This is a genomic window from Chromobacterium sp. Rain0013 (genome assembly GCF_015291765.1).
GTDB lineage: Bacteria > Pseudomonadota > Gammaproteobacteria > Burkholderiales > Chromobacteriaceae > Chromobacterium > Chromobacterium haemolyticum.
Map to the genome: position 1 here is coordinate 4945774 of NZ_CP031514.1, position 15480 is coordinate 4961253.

Below are 15480 nucleotides of genomic sequence, written 5' to 3' on the forward strand. Positions count from 1 at the left end.
GCGACGCGTGTCGGTCCAGGCCTCATGACAAACAATAGTTATTGAAGCGCCCGTCGTTCACCTGACCCATCAGCCACTTGTCATTCCACTCGGCCGGATTCAAGGCCTCACTTGGCCAGCGGCAAGGTGAACCAGAAGGCGCAGCCGCCGGCCACGGTACTGTTGGCGCCAAACTCGCCTCGGTGGAATTCCACGATGGAGCGGCAGATGTTCAGGCCTATGCCCATTCCCTCTGGTTTGGTGGAGTAGAACGGAGTAAACAGATTGCTTTTCATGGCCTCGGACAGGCCGGGGCCGTTGTCCACCACTTCCACCCGCCAGAAGGCGGTGCCAATGGAGGTGCGCACCTTGACCCTGGGCCGCTTGGTCTGGGCTTCTTGCATCGCTTCGATGGCGTTTTTCATCAGATTGAGCAGCACTTGCTCAATCAGCACCGGGTCCATGTCCAGCAGGCAGCCTGCCGGGTCTTGCTCCACCTGCAGCTTGATTCCGGCCTTGACGGCCAGGCCTTCCGCCAGGCCGACGGCGCGCAGCACCACCGGCCCCGGCTCCACGCGTTGCAATTGCGGCTCGTGTTTTTTGACGAAGGCGCGGATGCTGCTGACAATCTGGGCGGCGCGCTTGGCCTGCCCGGCGATTTCCTGGATCGCCTCGCGCACGCCGGCGGGAAGTTCCAGTTCCGCCGGCAGCCGACGGCTAACGCCGGCGGCGTAGGTGTTGATGGCGGTCAGCGGCTGGTTCAGTTCGTGCGCCAGCGAGGAGGCCATCTCGCCCATGGCGATCAGCCGCGAGGTGTTTTGCAGCCGCTCCTGCTGCGCCAGCTCCCGCCCCTCGCGCGCCTTATCTTCGCTCACGTCGGCCAGAATGGCCAGCCAGGCGGATTCGCCATTCACCCAGTCTATGCGGCGGCGGTGCATCTGGAACCAGCTGCCGCCGCCGTCGGTGGTGAATTCCAGGCCGTATTCGTCCTGTTCTGGCTGGTCCTGCAGGCCGGGCAGCAGCACGCAGCAAGGGCCGTCCGGCTCTTCCGCCAGCCATAGACGGGCAAACGCGGGGTTGGCGTACAGCAGCAGGCCGCCGCTTTCTTCCATCACGCACACACCGGCCACCAGGCCATTGAGCACGGTGAGGAAGCGCTGGTGGGAGGCGTTGAGCGCCAACCGCTGTCGCTTGCGTTCGGTGATGTCGAACAAGGAGGCGATCCAGCCGCGCTGGCTGCCGTCGGCCTCCACCAGCGGGGTGGCGTAGAGCCGCACTTCGATGAATTCGCCGTCCTTGCGCGCAAAGCGCAGTTCGAAGCCCTGCGCCGGCTGGCGATGCTCTCGCACCGCGGCGATCGCCGCGGTCATGGCCTCGTGGTCGTCCGCCGGCCAGAATGGATGGGGCGGCGCCTGGCCCACCAGTTCGTCCGCGCTGAAGCCCAGCATGTCGCAGAAGGCGCGGTTGACGCGCACGATGCGCCCTTCGTCCTCCAAGGCCACCAGGCCGCTTTTCATGCAGTCTTCTATCGCCTGGCGCAGCGACACTTCCTTGGCCAGCGCCTGCTCGGCGTGCGCGCGCTCGCGCACATGGCGGCGGATGCGCCAGGCGGCGTACAGCAGCGCGCTGAGCAGCAGCGCGATCAGGCCGGACAACACCGGCAGGGTCAGGCCCAGGCCGGCGCGGTAGCTGACCGCGTGCAGGTAGAGGCCGTAGCCGGGCGGGTCGAAGCTGGTCTGGTGGGAGATGGTGCCGGGGCGCTCCGCCGGGTCGAACTTACTGGCCAGGGTTTTGCCGCTCAGGTCCTGGATGCTGATGTAGTTCTTGGAGGCGATCCACCACGGCACTTGGTTGAACAGCAGTAAATCCAGTTGGTAGGACAGCCGCAGCCCGCCCAGGGCCTTGCCGTCGTGGACGATGGGCACGGCCAGATCGAAACGATATTTGCCGTCGCTGCCCTGATAAGGCGCGCCGTAGCTGGGGCGCAACAATCGGTTGGCGCGCCACAACGCGTCGAAGGTTTCGCCGGACAGCACGCTGCCGTCGCGGCGGGTGCCGTGCTGGTCGCGCAACACCTTGCCGTCCAGGTCTACCTGCTGGATGTTCAGCAGTTCCGGGTTGCCCCGCAGGTAAAACGCGGCTTGCCGAGCAAAACGCTGACTGTCGATATTGCCGCTCTCGATTTCCCGGCCCAGGTTTTCAGCCCATTCCTGCTGCCCTTCCAGATACATGCGCAAGGACTGCTCCAGCCACAACACCTCCTGGATCAGGTTGTCTTGCTGCTCGTCGCGCCAGTCGCGGTACACCAGATAGAACAAGCTGCCCAGCGCCAGCAGCAGGGCCAATAGCAAGGCGCTGACGCTGAGCCAGAGCATGCGGGAAGAACGGCGTGACAATAAAGTTTTTATCTGCATGACATGCTAGGGAAAGCCCTAATGCGGAAGTCCCTAATAGTTGAAAGAAATAGGAAATTCTACTTTACACGGAACAAGCAGACTGTCCACAAGGACAGCGCATAAGGAAAAATCGGCCATGGCGCCGGCTAAATCTCTTTTGCCGGTCATAAAATGCCAATGGGTTGATTGATTCCATATAACACCAAACAAGTGAGATGGAGATAGAGAATGAAACTGAAGACAGCCGCCGTGGCCCTCTGCGCCGCGTTCGCTTTATCCGGCGTAGCCAATGCCGCCGGCGAAATCCTCATCAAATTCAGCCATGTGGTCTCCCCGGACACGCCCAAGGGCAAAGCCGCTGAATATTTCAAGAAACTGGCGGAGGAGCGCACCAAAGGCAAGGTCAAGGTGCAAGTGTATCCCAACAGCCAGTTGTACAAGGACAAGGAAGAACTGGAAGCGCTGCAACTGGGCGCGGTTCAGATGCTGGCGCCCAGCCTGGCCAAGTTCGGCCCGCTGGGGGTCAAGGAGTTCGAGGTCTTCGACCTGCCCTATCTGTTCGACAACTACGATCAGGTCAACAAGGTGATGCACGGCCCCATCGGCAAACAATTGCTGGGCAAGCTGGAGAGCAAGGGCATCAAGGGCCTGGCTTATTGGGACAACGGCTTCAAGAACTTCTCCGCCAACAAGCCCATCCGCACCCCCGCCGACCTCAAGGGCCTGAAGATTCGCATTCAGTCGTCCAAGGTGCTGGAAGAGGAAATGCGCACTCTGGGCGCGCTGCCGCAAGTGATGGCTTTCTCCGAGGTGTATCAGGCGCTGCAGACTGGCGTGGTGGACGGCACCGAGCTGGAAGCATCCAATCTGTACACCAGCAAGGCCTATGAGGTGCAAAAGCAGCTGACGCTGACCCAACACGGCTTCCTGGGCTACGCCGTCATCGTCAACAAGAAGTTCTGGGACGGCTTGCCGGCCGATGTGCGCGGCCAACTGGACAGCGCGATCCGCGATGCGTCCACTTACGCCAACGATATCGCCAAGAAGGAAAACGAGCGCGCGCTGGCCGGCATCAAGGCTTCCGGCAAAACTCAAATCTACACCCCCACTCCGCAAGAACGCAGCGCCTTCAAAAAGGCGCTGGCGCCGGTTCACGCCAAGATGGCCGGCCGCATTGGCCAGGATCTGCTAAACCAGATCTATAAAGAAACTGGTTTCAACCCGGCCAAATAAAGCCAGCCCGGTTCAAGAGCATGTCTGCCAGGCATGCTCTTGTTCCATGCGGAGACAGTCATGCTCAAATTCCTCGATCACCTTGAGGAGTGGATGATCGCCTGCCTGATGGGGGCCGCCACCCTCATCACCTTTACCGCGGTGCTGCACCGCTACGGTTCGGGCATCGCCACTCTGCAGCCCCTGCTCGCCCACATCAATATGTCCTGGGCGCAGGAGTTGACCATTTACCTATTTGTCTGGATGGCCAAGTTTGGCGCCGCTTACGGCGTGCGCACCGGCATCCATGTCGGCGTCGATGTGCTGATCAACCGGCTCAGCGACAAGCGCCGCGGGCGCTTCATCGTGTTCGGCCTGCTGGCCGGCGCGCTGTTTACTGGCACCGTCGCCGTCATGGGCGGGGATTTTGTCTGGAACATCGCCCACACCGATCAAACCTCTCCGGATCTGGAAGCGCCGATGTGGCTGGTCTACCTGGCCATTCCCTGCGGCTCCACCTTGATGTGCTTCCGTTTCCTTCAAGTGGCCTGGAACTTCATCAGGACCGGCTCGCTGCCCAAGCATGACCACGGCCATGTGGACGGCATTGAGGGCGACGAGCAACTGGACAATATGCACCCGCACGATATGCATCACGGAGGCCGCCCATGAGCGCGTTGATCATTTTCGGCCTGCTGATGCTGCTGATGCTGACCGGCATGCCGATCTCCATCTCCTTGGGCCTGACGGTGCTCACCTTCCTGTTCACCATGACGGACGTGCCGGTCACGTCGGTGGCCCTGAAGCTGTTCACCGGCATAGAGAAGTTCGAGATCATGGCCATCCCCTTCTTCATCCTGGCCGGCAACTTCCTGATGCACGGCGGGGTAGCCAAACGCATGATCCGCTTCGCCACCACGCTGGTGGGGCACTGGTACGGCGGGCTGGGCCTGGCTGGCGTGGTGTCCTGCGCGCTGTTCGCTGCGATCACCGGCTCATCTGTGGCCACCGTGGTGGCGGTGGGCTCCATCATTCTGCCGGCCATGGTCAAACAAGGGTATCCGCAACGCTTCGGCGCGGGGGTGATCACCACTTCCGGCGCGCTGGGCATTCTGTTTCCGCCGTCGATCAACCTGGTGATGTACAGCATCGCCACCGCCGGCATGGATGTCACCGGCCCCAACGGCATGAGCGTCAGCACCGCCTCGGTGGGCCAGTTGTTCATGGCCGGGGTGCTGCCCGGTCTGTGCCTGTCCTTACTGCTGGGCCTGACCACTTGGTTCCGCGCCAAGAAGTTCGACTACCCGCGCCTGCCCCGCGCCGGCTGGGGCGAGCGTTGGCAGGCTTTCCGCGACAGCGTCTGGGGCCTGCTGTTGATCGCGCTGGTGATAGGCGGCATCTACAGCGGCATCTTCACGCCCACCGAGGCGGCGGCGATGGCCGCGGTGTATGCCTTCGTGATCGCGGTCTTCGTCTACAAGGACATGGGACTGAAGGATGTGCCCAAGGTGTTGCTGAACGCCGCATCCATGAGTTCGATGCTGCTCTACATCATCACCAACGCGGTACTGTTCTCCTTCCTGCTGGCATCCGAGCAGATTCCGCAGGCAATGGCGGCGTGGATGACCAGCCAGGGTCTGGGCATTGTGGCCTTCCTGTTGCTGACCAATATCCTGCTGTTGGCCGCCGGCAACTTCATGGACCCGTCGGCCATCGTGCTGATCATGGCTCCCATCCTCTATCCGGTGGCGGTGAAACTAGGCGTCAACCCCATCCACTTCGGCATTCTGATCGCGGTGAACATGGAGGTGGGCATGTGCCACCCGCCGGTGGGATTGAACCTTTACGTCGCGTCCGGGATCACCAAGATGGGCATCACCGAACTGACGGTGGCGGTATGGCCCTGGCTGCTGACCATGCTGGGCTTCCTCGTAGCGGTGACCTATGTGCCGGAAATCTCGCTGTGGCTGCCGCGCGCGCTGGGCATGCTGAATTAGCAGCGTCCGACAGACATGAAAACGCGATGGCCGACGCCATCGCGTTTTTTGTCGGACAAGACGATAGCCCTGTCCACCGTTAAGCCCGTATAATGTGTAGTCACTCTCTTACACCAACCAACCACCTAAAGATCAACCTCAGGAGTCCCAGAGAATGGACGAGCAATTGCGCCAGAGCGCACTGGAATACCACCAGTACCCCAACCCGGGCAAAATCCAGGTTGCCCCGACCAAGCCTCTCACCACCCAACGCGACCTCGCCCTGGCCTACTCCCCCGGAGTGGCGGCCGCCTGCGACGCCATCGTGGAAGATCCGCTGAACGCCTACAAATACACCGCGCGCGGCAATCTGGTCGCGGTGATCTCCAACGGCACCGCCGTGCTGGGCCTGGGCAATATCGGCGCGCTGGCCGGCAAGCCGGTGATGGAAGGCAAGGGCGTGTTGTTCAAGAAGTTCGCCGGCATCGACGTGTTCGACATCGAAGTCAACGAACTGGACCCGGACAAACTGGTGGACATCATCTGTTCGCTGGAACCCACCTTCGGCGGCATCAACCTTGAAGACATCAAGGCGCCGGAATGCTTCTATATCGAGAAGAAGTGCCGCGAACGCATGAACATCCCGGTGTTCCACGATGACCAGCACGGCACCGCCATCGTGGCCGCCGCCGCGGTGCTGAACAGCCTGCGCCTGGTGGAGAAGGACATCGCTCAAGTGCGCGTGGTGGCTTCCGGCGCCGGCGCCGCCGCCATCGCCTGCCTGGACCTGCTGGTGGCCCTGGGCGTGAAACGCGAGAACATCACCGTCTGCGACTCCAAGGGCGTGATCTACGAAGGCCGCGACGAGAAGCTGGACGACTCCAAGAAGCGCTACGCGATCAAGGACAACGGCCAGCGCAAGCTCGCCGACGCCATGACCGGCGCCGACATTTTCATGGGCCTGTCCGGTCCCAAGCTGGTGTCCCAGGACATGGTCAAATCCATGGCCCGCTCGCCGCTGATCCTGGCCATGGCCAATCCCGAGCCGGAAATCCTGCCGCCGCTGGTGAAGGAAGTTCGCCCGGACGCCATCATCGGCACCGGCCGTTCGGACTACCCGAACCAGGTCAACAACGTGCTGTGCTTCCCCTTCATCTTCCGCGGCGCGCTGGATGTGGGCGCCACCACCATCAATGAAGAGATGAAGCTGGCCACCGTGCGCGCGATCGCCGACCTGGCGCTGGCGGAACAGAACGACGTGGTGGCCACCGCTTACGGCGACCAGGAGCTGTCCTTCGGCCCGGAATACGTGATTCCGAAGCCGTTCGATCCGCGCCTGATCGTCAAGATCGCCCCCGCCGTGGCCAAGGCCGCGATGGATTCCGGCGTGGCTACCCGCCCGATCCAGGACTTCGACGCCTACGCCGATCAACTGGCCCAATTCGTGTACAAGACCAATCTGTTCATGAAGCCGGTGTTCGCCCAGGCCAAGAAAGACCAGAAACGCGTGGTGCTGGCCGAGGGCGAGGACGAGCGCGTACTGCACGCCACTCAGGAAATCGTCACCCAAGGCCTGGCCAAGCCCATCCTGATCGGTCGCCCCAGCGTCATCGACATGCGCATCCAGAAGCTGGGCCTGAAGCTGGTGGCCGGCAAGGACTTCGAGATCGTCAACAACGAATCCGACCCGCGCTTCGCCGACTACTGGAAAGAGTACTACCAGCTGACCAAGCGCAAGGGCGTGTCCCAAGAGCAGGCTCGCCGCCGCGTGATCGGCAATACCACGCTGATCGGCGCGCTGATGGTGCGCCGCGGCGACGCCGACGCGATGATCTGCGGCACCTACGGGCCGTATCGTCAGCACTTCGACATCGTTGAAACCGTGCTCGGCTACAACAACCCAGAGAAAGTGGCCGGCGCGATGAACGCGCTGATCCTGCCCACCGGCAACATCTTCATCGCCGACACTTACGTCAACGCCGACCCGAGCGCAGAACAACTGGCCAGCATCACCCGCATGGCCAGCGAATCGATCAAGCGCTTCGGCATTGCGCCCAAGGCCGCGCTGCTGTCCAACTCCAGTTTCGGCACGCTGAACAGCGCGTCGGCGCAGAAGATGCGCGCCGCCTTCGACCAGATCCGCGCCGCGCAGCCGGACCTGGAAATCGACGGAGAGATGCAGGGCGACGCCGCGCTGGTGGAAAGCATCCGCAACCAGGCGATGCCGGACAGCACGCTGAAAGGTTCCGCCAACCTGCTGATCATGCCGAATGTGGAAGCCGCCAACATCAGCTACAACCTGTTGCGCGTCTCCGCCTCCGACGGCGTGACCATCGGCCCCATCCTGATGGGCATGAGCAAGTCGGCTCACATCCTGACCCCGATCGCCTCGGTTCGCCGCATCGTCAACATGGTGGCCCTGGCCGCCGTGGACGCGCAGAACAGCAAGTAAGCGTCGGCCTGGATTTAAAGGCATATACTGAACGGGCAAGCACGGCTTGCCCGTTTTTTCTTCGCCGAGGGAGCAGCCCATGAGCAACGAATTCAATCCCAACGATCCCTTCGCCCTGTTCCGCCAGTTCTGGCAAACCGCCACCCCGCCGGGCATGCAACCGTTCCTGCCGCCGATGAGCGAGGAAGAAATAGACCGCAAGCTGGCGGAATTGCGCGTGGTGGAAAGCTGGCTGACCATGAATATGGGCATGTTGAGCATGCAGATCAAAGCCCTGGAAATGCAGAAGTCCGCGCTGCACTCGATGCGGCCGAAAGACCCGCCGCACAATTGAGGCCGCACGGTTCCCACGCGGCCGAGCTCAAGTTTGCTTGAAGCGCAAACAACGCTACACTCTACCCTCTGGCCGCGGACCTTCCTGGCAGAAGCCCGTGGCCGCTACGCATTATCGTGATGAGCGGGACGGCGTGCCCTCCCCTTTCCCATAACAACGAATTTTCCGCGGACTCCATGCGTTTTTCCACTCCACCCGCCGAGCAGCCCGCCGACTCCGGTCTGCCGTCCATCCCCGCTTGGCTGTTCTTGATCATTGCTGTCGCCTGGCTGTTGCCCGGCTTGGTAGGCCATGAGCCTTGGAAGCCGGACGAAGCCTATACCTTTGGCCTGATCCGCCATATCGCAGAGACCGGCGACTGGATCGTGCCGACGCTGGCCGGCGAACCCTTCATGGAAAAGCCGCCGCTATTCTTCATCAGCGCCGCCTTCACCATGCAATTGTTCAGCGGCTGGCTCAGCGCCCCGGACGCCGCCCGCTTGGCCGCCGGCGGCTGGATGGCGCTGGCTCTGGCCGGCACCGCCGTCTCCGCCGGGGCCTTGTATGGCCGGCGCGCCGCGCCCTGGGGCCCCTTGTTGCTGTTGGGATGCCTGGGCCTGCCGATGCGCGCCCACCAAATGATCACCGACACCGCCTTGCTGGCCGGCATCGCCTGGGGCCTGGCCGGATTGGTGCTGCTGCGCCGGCGCGCCTGGCTGGGCGGGGCGCTGCTGGGCCTGGGCGGAGCCGTCGCTTTCTTGAGCAAGGGCCTGCTGGGGCCCGGCTGCCTGGGCCTGGCCGCCTTGCTGCTGCCGCTGCACCCCGATTACCGCAGCCGCCGTTACGCCGGCGGCCTGCTGCTTGCCGCGCTCATCGGCTTGCCGCTGACCGCGCTGTGGGGCTTAAACCTGTACTTGCGCGATCCCGCCTTGTTCCAGCTCTGGTTCAAAGTGAACAATTTCGGCCGCTTCGACGGCAGTGCCCACTTGGGCCCCAAGGCACCGCGGCTCTTCTACGGCCGCACTCTGCCCTGGTACGGCATTCCGGTGTTGCCACTGGCCTTGTGGGGGCTTTGGCGCGGCCGCCGGCAATGGACCCGCGCCTGGCCCGCCGCGCCGGCCCTGCTCTGGCTAGTGACGCTGACGGTCTTGTCGTTGGCGGGCGACGCTCGCGAACTATATGCGATGCCCCTGCTGCTACCGCTGGCGCTGTTGGCCATCTCTGGCTTGCGCGCCGGCGAAGCCCACCGCGCCTGGCGCGCGCTGTCCGGCTTCAACCTGCTGCTCTGCCTGACGCTGGGAGCCATCGTGCTGGTTGTCGCCTGGGTGCTCTCCACCGGCGAACCCGCGCAATTCGCCCGCTACCTTCTGCAGCGTAAATTCACCGACTGGCACCCCCAATGGTACCCGTGGACCTGGCTGGCCTTCAGCCTGATTGCCGGTGGCATGGCTTCCCTATGGCGACGTTTCCCATCAAACACCGCTCCCGGCTTTGCCTGGCGCTGGAGCCTCACCATCGTGCTGTTGTGGGGGGGCCTAGCCACATTGTGGCTGCCGGCGCTGGATCACGGCATGCGCTATCGCGAAACCTTCGCTCCGCTCCGCCCCGTCCTCGCCGATATCGACCGGCAGGGCGAATGCGTCGCCAGCATCGGCCTCGGCGAGCCCCAACGAGCCTTGCTGGACTACTACGCCGACTACCGCACTCAGCGGCTGGAAAGCACACCACAGGCCAAAAACTGCCGCTGGCTGCTGGTCCAGTCCCTGCATGACCAATTGCCGCCCTACCTGACCGGCCTGACGCCGATAGCAAGCTTCCAGCGCCCGGGCGACTCAAAGGAACGCTTCCGCCTTTATCGGCTGGAGCAGCCGCTGGGCCAGTTCTTGGGCGCGACAAAATAATTACAACGTATTTAATTTATTGGAAAATTGTCACAATCAGTCACATTTTGCCCAATATTCCTTAACAATCACAGTGCCGGGATAACGTAGCCTTAACCCTTTTTTTCTTGAGGTTATGGTATGTCGGCGCTGAACGCGGTGGAGTTGTTCTGGTCCTTGGCCAGCGGGCGCTTCTCCCGCGAGGACGGATTCGACGAAGGAAAGAACCGCTGTAAATTCGCGCTGCGCGGACTGCTGACCTTGCCATGGACGTTGCGCTGGCTGGACAGCTGGGGCCAACCCGCGCTGCGCCGCCACCTGCAAGCCAATCCTAGACTGGCCTGCAAGCTGCATCGCCCCTACTTGTACCGTTCTCTTGGCCCAAGCGGCAAACTAGCCGCCCTGCGCGAACACTATCAGACGCTGGCCGAGCGTGTGTCTCCCGCCGCCTATCACGATCTGCTCAGCGACGCTGGCCTGACGCTGGCCGAGTTGCTCGGCAAAAACGACGCTGCGATCACGGCGGTGCTGACGCACCGCCATAGCTTCGACAAAGAGGGCGAGCTGTCCTTGCAAATCTGCTCGGGAAAGCGGGTCGCCATCGCCACGCTGACTTTCACCATCACCCGCCGTCAGGGCGAAACCGCCATCATCATCGGCGGCCTGCAAGGCCCGCGCAAACCCCATGGCGCGGAAGCCGTGCACCAGCTGACCAAGCAAAGCCATGGGCTGTTTCCCAAGCGCTTGGCGGTGGAGGCCTTGATCGCGCTGGCCCGGGAGATAGGCGCCAGCCAGGTACTGGCGGTCAGCAAATGGCAGCATATCTACAGCTCTTGGCGCTATCGTCGTGAATTCTTCGCCGATTACGATAGCTTCTGGGACACCTTCGATGCCCAGCCCACTGCTTGCAAACGTTTCTTCAGCCTGCCGCTGCAGTTGCCGCGCAAGCCCCTGACCGAGATCGCCAGCAAGAAGCGCGCGGAATATCAACGACGCTACGCTCTGCTGGACGAACTCGCCAACCAAAGCCGCCGAGCCGTCACGCTCCCGGCCGCCGCAAACTGAAGGCGGGCTCGGCGCGACTGAAGTCGTCGCCGCCCAATTTTCCCACCAAGGCCAGGACCTCGCCCGCCACGCGACCATCGCGCCACGCCTCATCCGCCACATGCACGTGACGCACCTCGCCCAACACTAAGTTGCCGGCGCCCGCGCCATCGCCCAAGGCCAGGCACTGGGTCAACACGCACTCGAAGCGAAGCGGTGCCTGCTCCACGCCCGGAGCCCTCACCTGCCGGCTGCGCGCCTTGGCTACGCCGGCCAGATCGAACTCGTCCACATCCGGCGCGTAAGCGCCGCAGCTCAGATTCATCTCTTCCGCCAAGCGTTCCGGCACCACGTTAACCACAAACTCCCCGGTAGCGCGAATATTGGCCAAGGTGTCCTTAACCCCACCGTCGGCCGGCGTCAGAATGCTCAGCGCCAGCACCGGCGGCTTCACGCTGGCCACGGTGAAAAAGGAAAACGGCGCCAAGTTGGCCACGCCCCGCAAATCCTGGGTGCTGACCCAGGCAATGGGCCGGGGCAGCACGCTGCCCACCAGCAAGGGATACACCGCTTCGGGCGGCAGCATCTTGATGTCGCAGTCCATATAGACTCCTCTCTGATGCCATCATTCTAATGCTGCAAAGCAGCAAAATACTAGCGCGTCAAATGCGCCCGGCGATGGTGTCGCAACCGCTCGGCAGGTAAAATAGCGCGATGAACTCACCTCGTTTTATCCATCTGCGCCTCCACTCGGAGTTCTCCATCACCGACGGCATCGTGCGCCTGGATGACGCCATCAAGCGCGCCATCAAGGACAATATGCCCGCGGTGGGCATGTCCGATCTGATGAACATCTTCGGCATGGTCAAGTTCTACAAGGGCTGCCGGGACAAAGGCATCAAGCCCATCGTGTCCTGCGATGTCTGGCTGGAAAACGAGGAAGACCGCGATAAGCCTTATCGCCTGATGCTGACGGTCAAGAACCGTCAGGGCTACGGGCGCTTGTGCGAACTGCTGGCCGACGCCTATACCCACAACCAGTACCGCGGCCGTGCCGAGCTCAAGCGCGCCTGGCTGGAAAACGGCGACAACAGCGGCCTGATCTGCTTATCCGGCGCTCACCTGGGCGACGTTGGCCAAGCCTTGCTGATGGGCCAGCGCGACGAAGCGCGCCGCCGCGCCGAATATTGGGAACGCTGCTTCCCGGACAATTTCTACCTGGAACTGCAACGCCTGGACAACCCGCAGGTGGAAAACGCGGTACAAGCCTCGCTGTGGCTGGCCGGCGAGATCGGCCTGCCGGTAGTGGCCACCCACCCGATCCAGTTTATGGACCCGGACGATTTCAAGGCCCACGAGGCCCGCGTCTGCATCGCCGAGGGCTTCACCCTGGGCGACAAGCGCCGGCCGCGCAGCTTCGAGGAAAACCAGTACTTCCTGTCCACTGACCAGATGCTGGAGCGCTTCGCCGACATTCCAGAAGCGCTGGAAAACTCAGTGGAAATCGCCCGCCGCTGCAATATCAGCGTGCAACTGGGCAAAAACTACCTGCCGCAATTCCCCACCCCGGACGGCATGACGCTGGACGACTACCTGGTGCACCTGTCCCAGGAAGGCCTGGAAGAACGGCTGGCCAAGCTCTACCCCGACCCGGAAGTCCGCGCCCAAGAGCGGCCGCGTTACGACGAGCGTTTGAAGATCGAGTGCGACACCATCATCCAGATGGGCTTCCCCGGCTACTTCCTGATCGTTGCCGACTTCATCAACTGGGCAAAAAACAATGGCTGCCCGGTGGGGCCGGGCCGCGGCTCCGGCGCCGGTTCGCTGGTGGCCTACAGCATAGGCATCACCGATATCGATCCGCTGGCCTACGCGCTGCTGTTCGAACGCTTCCTCAACCCCGAGCGGGTATCGATGCCTGACTTCGACATCGACTTCTGCCAAGACAACCGCTATCGCGTGATCGAGTACGTGCGCCAGAAATACGGCGCCGAAGCGGTATCGCAAATCGCCACCTTCGGCACCATGGCCGCCAAAGCGGTGGTGCGCGACGTCGGCCGGGTGCTGGACCTGCCCTATATGTTCTGCGACGGCGTATCCAAGCTGATTCCGGCCGCGCCCGGCAAGCAGTATTCGCTGGACGACGCAGTGGAAATGGAGCCGGTGCTGCGCGAGCGACTGGAAAACGAGGAGGAACTGCGCGAGCTTTGGGAGCTGGCCAAGAAGTTGGAAGGCCTGACCCGCAACATCGGCATGCACGCCGGCGGCGTCTTGATCGCGCCGGGCAAGATCACCGACTTCTGCCCGATGTACCAAGCCAGCGCCGACGGCGCGGTGCCGGTATCGATGCTGGACAAGGACGATGTGGAAAAAGTGGGCCTGGTGAAGTTCGACTTCCTGGGCCTGCGCAACCTGACCATTATCGAACTGGCGGTCAACTACATCAAAAACCTGGACCCGAGTTTCGACACCGATCTCAACCTGCTCGAGTTCACCGACCCCGCCGCCTACAAAGTACTGCAACAGGCCAACACTACCGCCGTATTCCAGCTTGAATCGGACGGCATGAAACGGCTGCTGGAAAAACTGAAGCCAGACCGTTTCGAAGACATCATCGCTGTGCTGGCCCTGTATCGACCCGGCCCGCTCGGCTCCGGCATGGTGGACGACTTCATCCTGCGCAAGGCCGGCAAGCAAGAGGTCGACTACTACCACCCGGACCTGCAGGCCTGCCTGGATCCGACTTACGGCGTGATCGTGTATCAAGAGCAGGTGATGCAGATTTCGCAGATCATCGGCGGCTACACCCTGGGCGGCGCCGACATGCTGCGGCGCGCGATGGGCAAGAAAAAGCCCGAGGAAATGGCCGAACACCGCGGCAAGATCGCCCAGGGCGCGGCCACCAAGGGCTACGATCCCAAGTTGGCCGAGATGCTGTTCGACCTGATGGCCAAGTTCGCCGAGTACGGCTTCAACAAGTCGCACACCGCCGCCTACGCCGTGGTGTCCTACCAGACCGCCTGGCTCAAGGCCCATCACACCGCGGCCTTCATGGCGGCCACCATGTCCTCTGAATTGGACAACACCGACCAGCTCAAGGTGTTCTACGACGACAGCGTGGACAGCAAAAACGGCCTGATCTTCCTGCCGCCGGACGTCAACCAGAGCTACTACCGCTTCGTGCCGGTGGACCGCAAACACATCCGCTACGCCTTGGGCGCGATCAAAGGCACCGGCGAAGCGGCCGTCGACCACATCGTCGCGGTGCGCACGGAGTCCGGCCCATTCAAGGACCTGTTCGACTTCTGCCGCCGCACCGATAAAAAAATCGTCAACAAGCGCGTGATCGAGGCGCTGATCCGCGCCGGCGCCTTCGACAGCATCGAACCCAACCGGGCCAAGCTGTTCGGCAATGTCGGCCTGGCGATGAACGCCGCCGAGCAAGAACACGCCAACGCCAATCAGGGCGGCCTGTTCGACATGTTCGGCGACGATGTCGCCCCCAGTGTGGAAATGGTGGAAATCAAGCCGTGGAGCGACGCCGTCAAACTGGCGGAGGAAAAGCTGGCCATCGGCTTCTACCTGTCAGGCCATCCCTTCGCCGCGTACGCCAAGGAAATTCGCGGCTTCATCAAAACCCCGCTGTCCCGGCTCAGCCCGCGCAAAGAGCCGCAACTCCTGGCCGGTTTCGTCACTGGCATCCGGGTCAAAGTGGGCAACCGCGGCAAAATGGCCTTCGTCCAGTTGGATGACGGCAGCGCCAAGCTGGAAGTCAGCCTGTTCGCTGAAAGCTTCGAAGCCAACCGCAGCCGGTTGAAAGACGACGTGGTGCTGGTGATAGAAGGCAAGGTAAGCGAGGACAACTTCTCCGGCGGCCTGCGCATCATCGCCGATAAAGTCTATGAATTGGGCGAGGCGCGCAGCCGTTACGCACGCAGCCTGTCGCTGAAACTGGCCGGCAAGGTGGACGTCAGCAAGCTCAAGTCCCAGCTGCATCCGTTCCGTAGCGAGGATGCCGGCTGCCCAGTGCGCATCCATTACAACAACGGCGCGGCCAGCGGCGATCTGATGCTGCCGCCGCCCTGGGGCGTCCGCTTGGACGACGGCCTCTTGCTGGCGCTGCAGGACTGGCTGGGCAACGACAAAGTCAAAGTGATGTGGTAACCGCTCCGCTTCCTGCAAGCCGCGCCCAGCGCGGCTTTTTTCTTGTCCCGCGCCTTTGCAAGCG

At 62.5% G+C, this 15480-nt stretch carries 10 protein-coding genes; 8 read left to right on the forward strand and 2 right to left on the reverse strand.

Annotated elements, in window-relative coordinates; genetic code table 11:
* Positions 1-107: 107 nt before the first annotated feature.
* Positions 108-2354 (reverse strand): PAS domain S-box protein, encoded by a 2247-nt coding sequence (locus DXT74_RS22480; RefSeq protein WP_194427037.1) that lies wholly within the window; start codon positions 2352-2354, stop codon positions 108-110.
* Positions 2355-2603: 249 nt separating this feature from the next.
* On the opposite strand from DXT74_RS22480, the gene DXT74_RS22485 reads away from it, so the two are divergent.
* The 7 genes from DXT74_RS22485 to DXT74_RS22515 all read left to right on the forward strand — a co-directional run bounded on the left by DXT74_RS22485 (position 2604) and on the right by DXT74_RS22515 (position 11273).
* Positions 2604-3608 carry a TRAP transporter substrate-binding protein gene (locus DXT74_RS22485; RefSeq protein ID WP_043640792.1) on the forward strand — a complete coding sequence of 335 codons (1005 nt, stop codon included), beginning with the start codon at positions 2604-2606 and terminating at the stop codon, positions 3606-3608.
* Between the two features lie 60 nt (positions 3609-3668).
* Complete coding sequence (locus DXT74_RS22490; RefSeq protein WP_081556966.1) at positions 3669-4259, forward strand: TRAP transporter small permease; 591 nt, start codon at positions 3669-3671, stop codon at positions 4257-4259.
* Positions 4256-5584: a TRAP transporter large permease gene (locus DXT74_RS22495; RefSeq protein ID WP_043640786.1), complete on the forward strand. Its 1329-nt coding sequence runs from the start codon at positions 4256-4258 to the stop codon at positions 5582-5584. The genes DXT74_RS22490 and DXT74_RS22495 overlap by 4 nt, the downstream gene beginning before the upstream one ends.
* 154 nt (positions 5585-5738) lie before the next feature.
* Positions 5739-8015 carry an NADP-dependent malic enzyme gene (locus DXT74_RS22500; RefSeq protein WP_043640783.1) on the forward strand — a complete coding sequence of 759 codons (2277 nt, stop codon included), beginning with the start codon at positions 5739-5741 and terminating at the stop codon, positions 8013-8015.
* Positions 8016-8094: 79 nt separating this feature from the next.
* Positions 8095-8349 (forward strand): PhaM family polyhydroxyalkanoate granule multifunctional regulatory protein, encoded by a 255-nt coding sequence (locus DXT74_RS22505; RefSeq protein ID WP_019102797.1) that lies wholly within the window; start codon positions 8095-8097, stop codon positions 8347-8349.
* A 176-nt stretch (positions 8350-8525) separates the two neighbouring features.
* Positions 8526-10229 (forward strand): glycosyltransferase family 39 protein, encoded by a 1704-nt coding sequence (locus DXT74_RS22510; RefSeq protein ID WP_194427038.1) that lies wholly within the window; start codon positions 8526-8528, stop codon positions 10227-10229.
* A 120-nt stretch (positions 10230-10349) separates the two neighbouring features.
* A complete protein-coding gene (locus DXT74_RS22515; RefSeq protein WP_194427039.1) occupies positions 10350-11273 on the forward strand; it encodes a VirK/YbjX family protein in 924 nt (307 codons plus the stop codon).
* On the opposite strand, the gene DXT74_RS22520 is transcribed toward DXT74_RS22515, so the two are convergent.
* A complete protein-coding gene (locus DXT74_RS22520; protein WP_194427040.1) occupies positions 11248-11856 on the reverse strand; it encodes a flavin reductase family protein in 609 nt (202 codons plus the stop codon). The two genes, DXT74_RS22515 and DXT74_RS22520, sit on opposite strands and share 26 nt — an antisense overlap.
* Positions 11857-11966: 110 nt before the next feature.
* Between DXT74_RS22520 and dnaE the strand changes: the two genes are divergently transcribed.
* A complete protein-coding gene (dnaE, locus tag DXT74_RS22525; protein ID WP_043640776.1) occupies positions 11967-15416 on the forward strand; it encodes a DNA polymerase III subunit alpha in 3450 nt (1149 codons plus the stop codon).
* Positions 15417-15480: the final 64 nt, after the last annotated feature.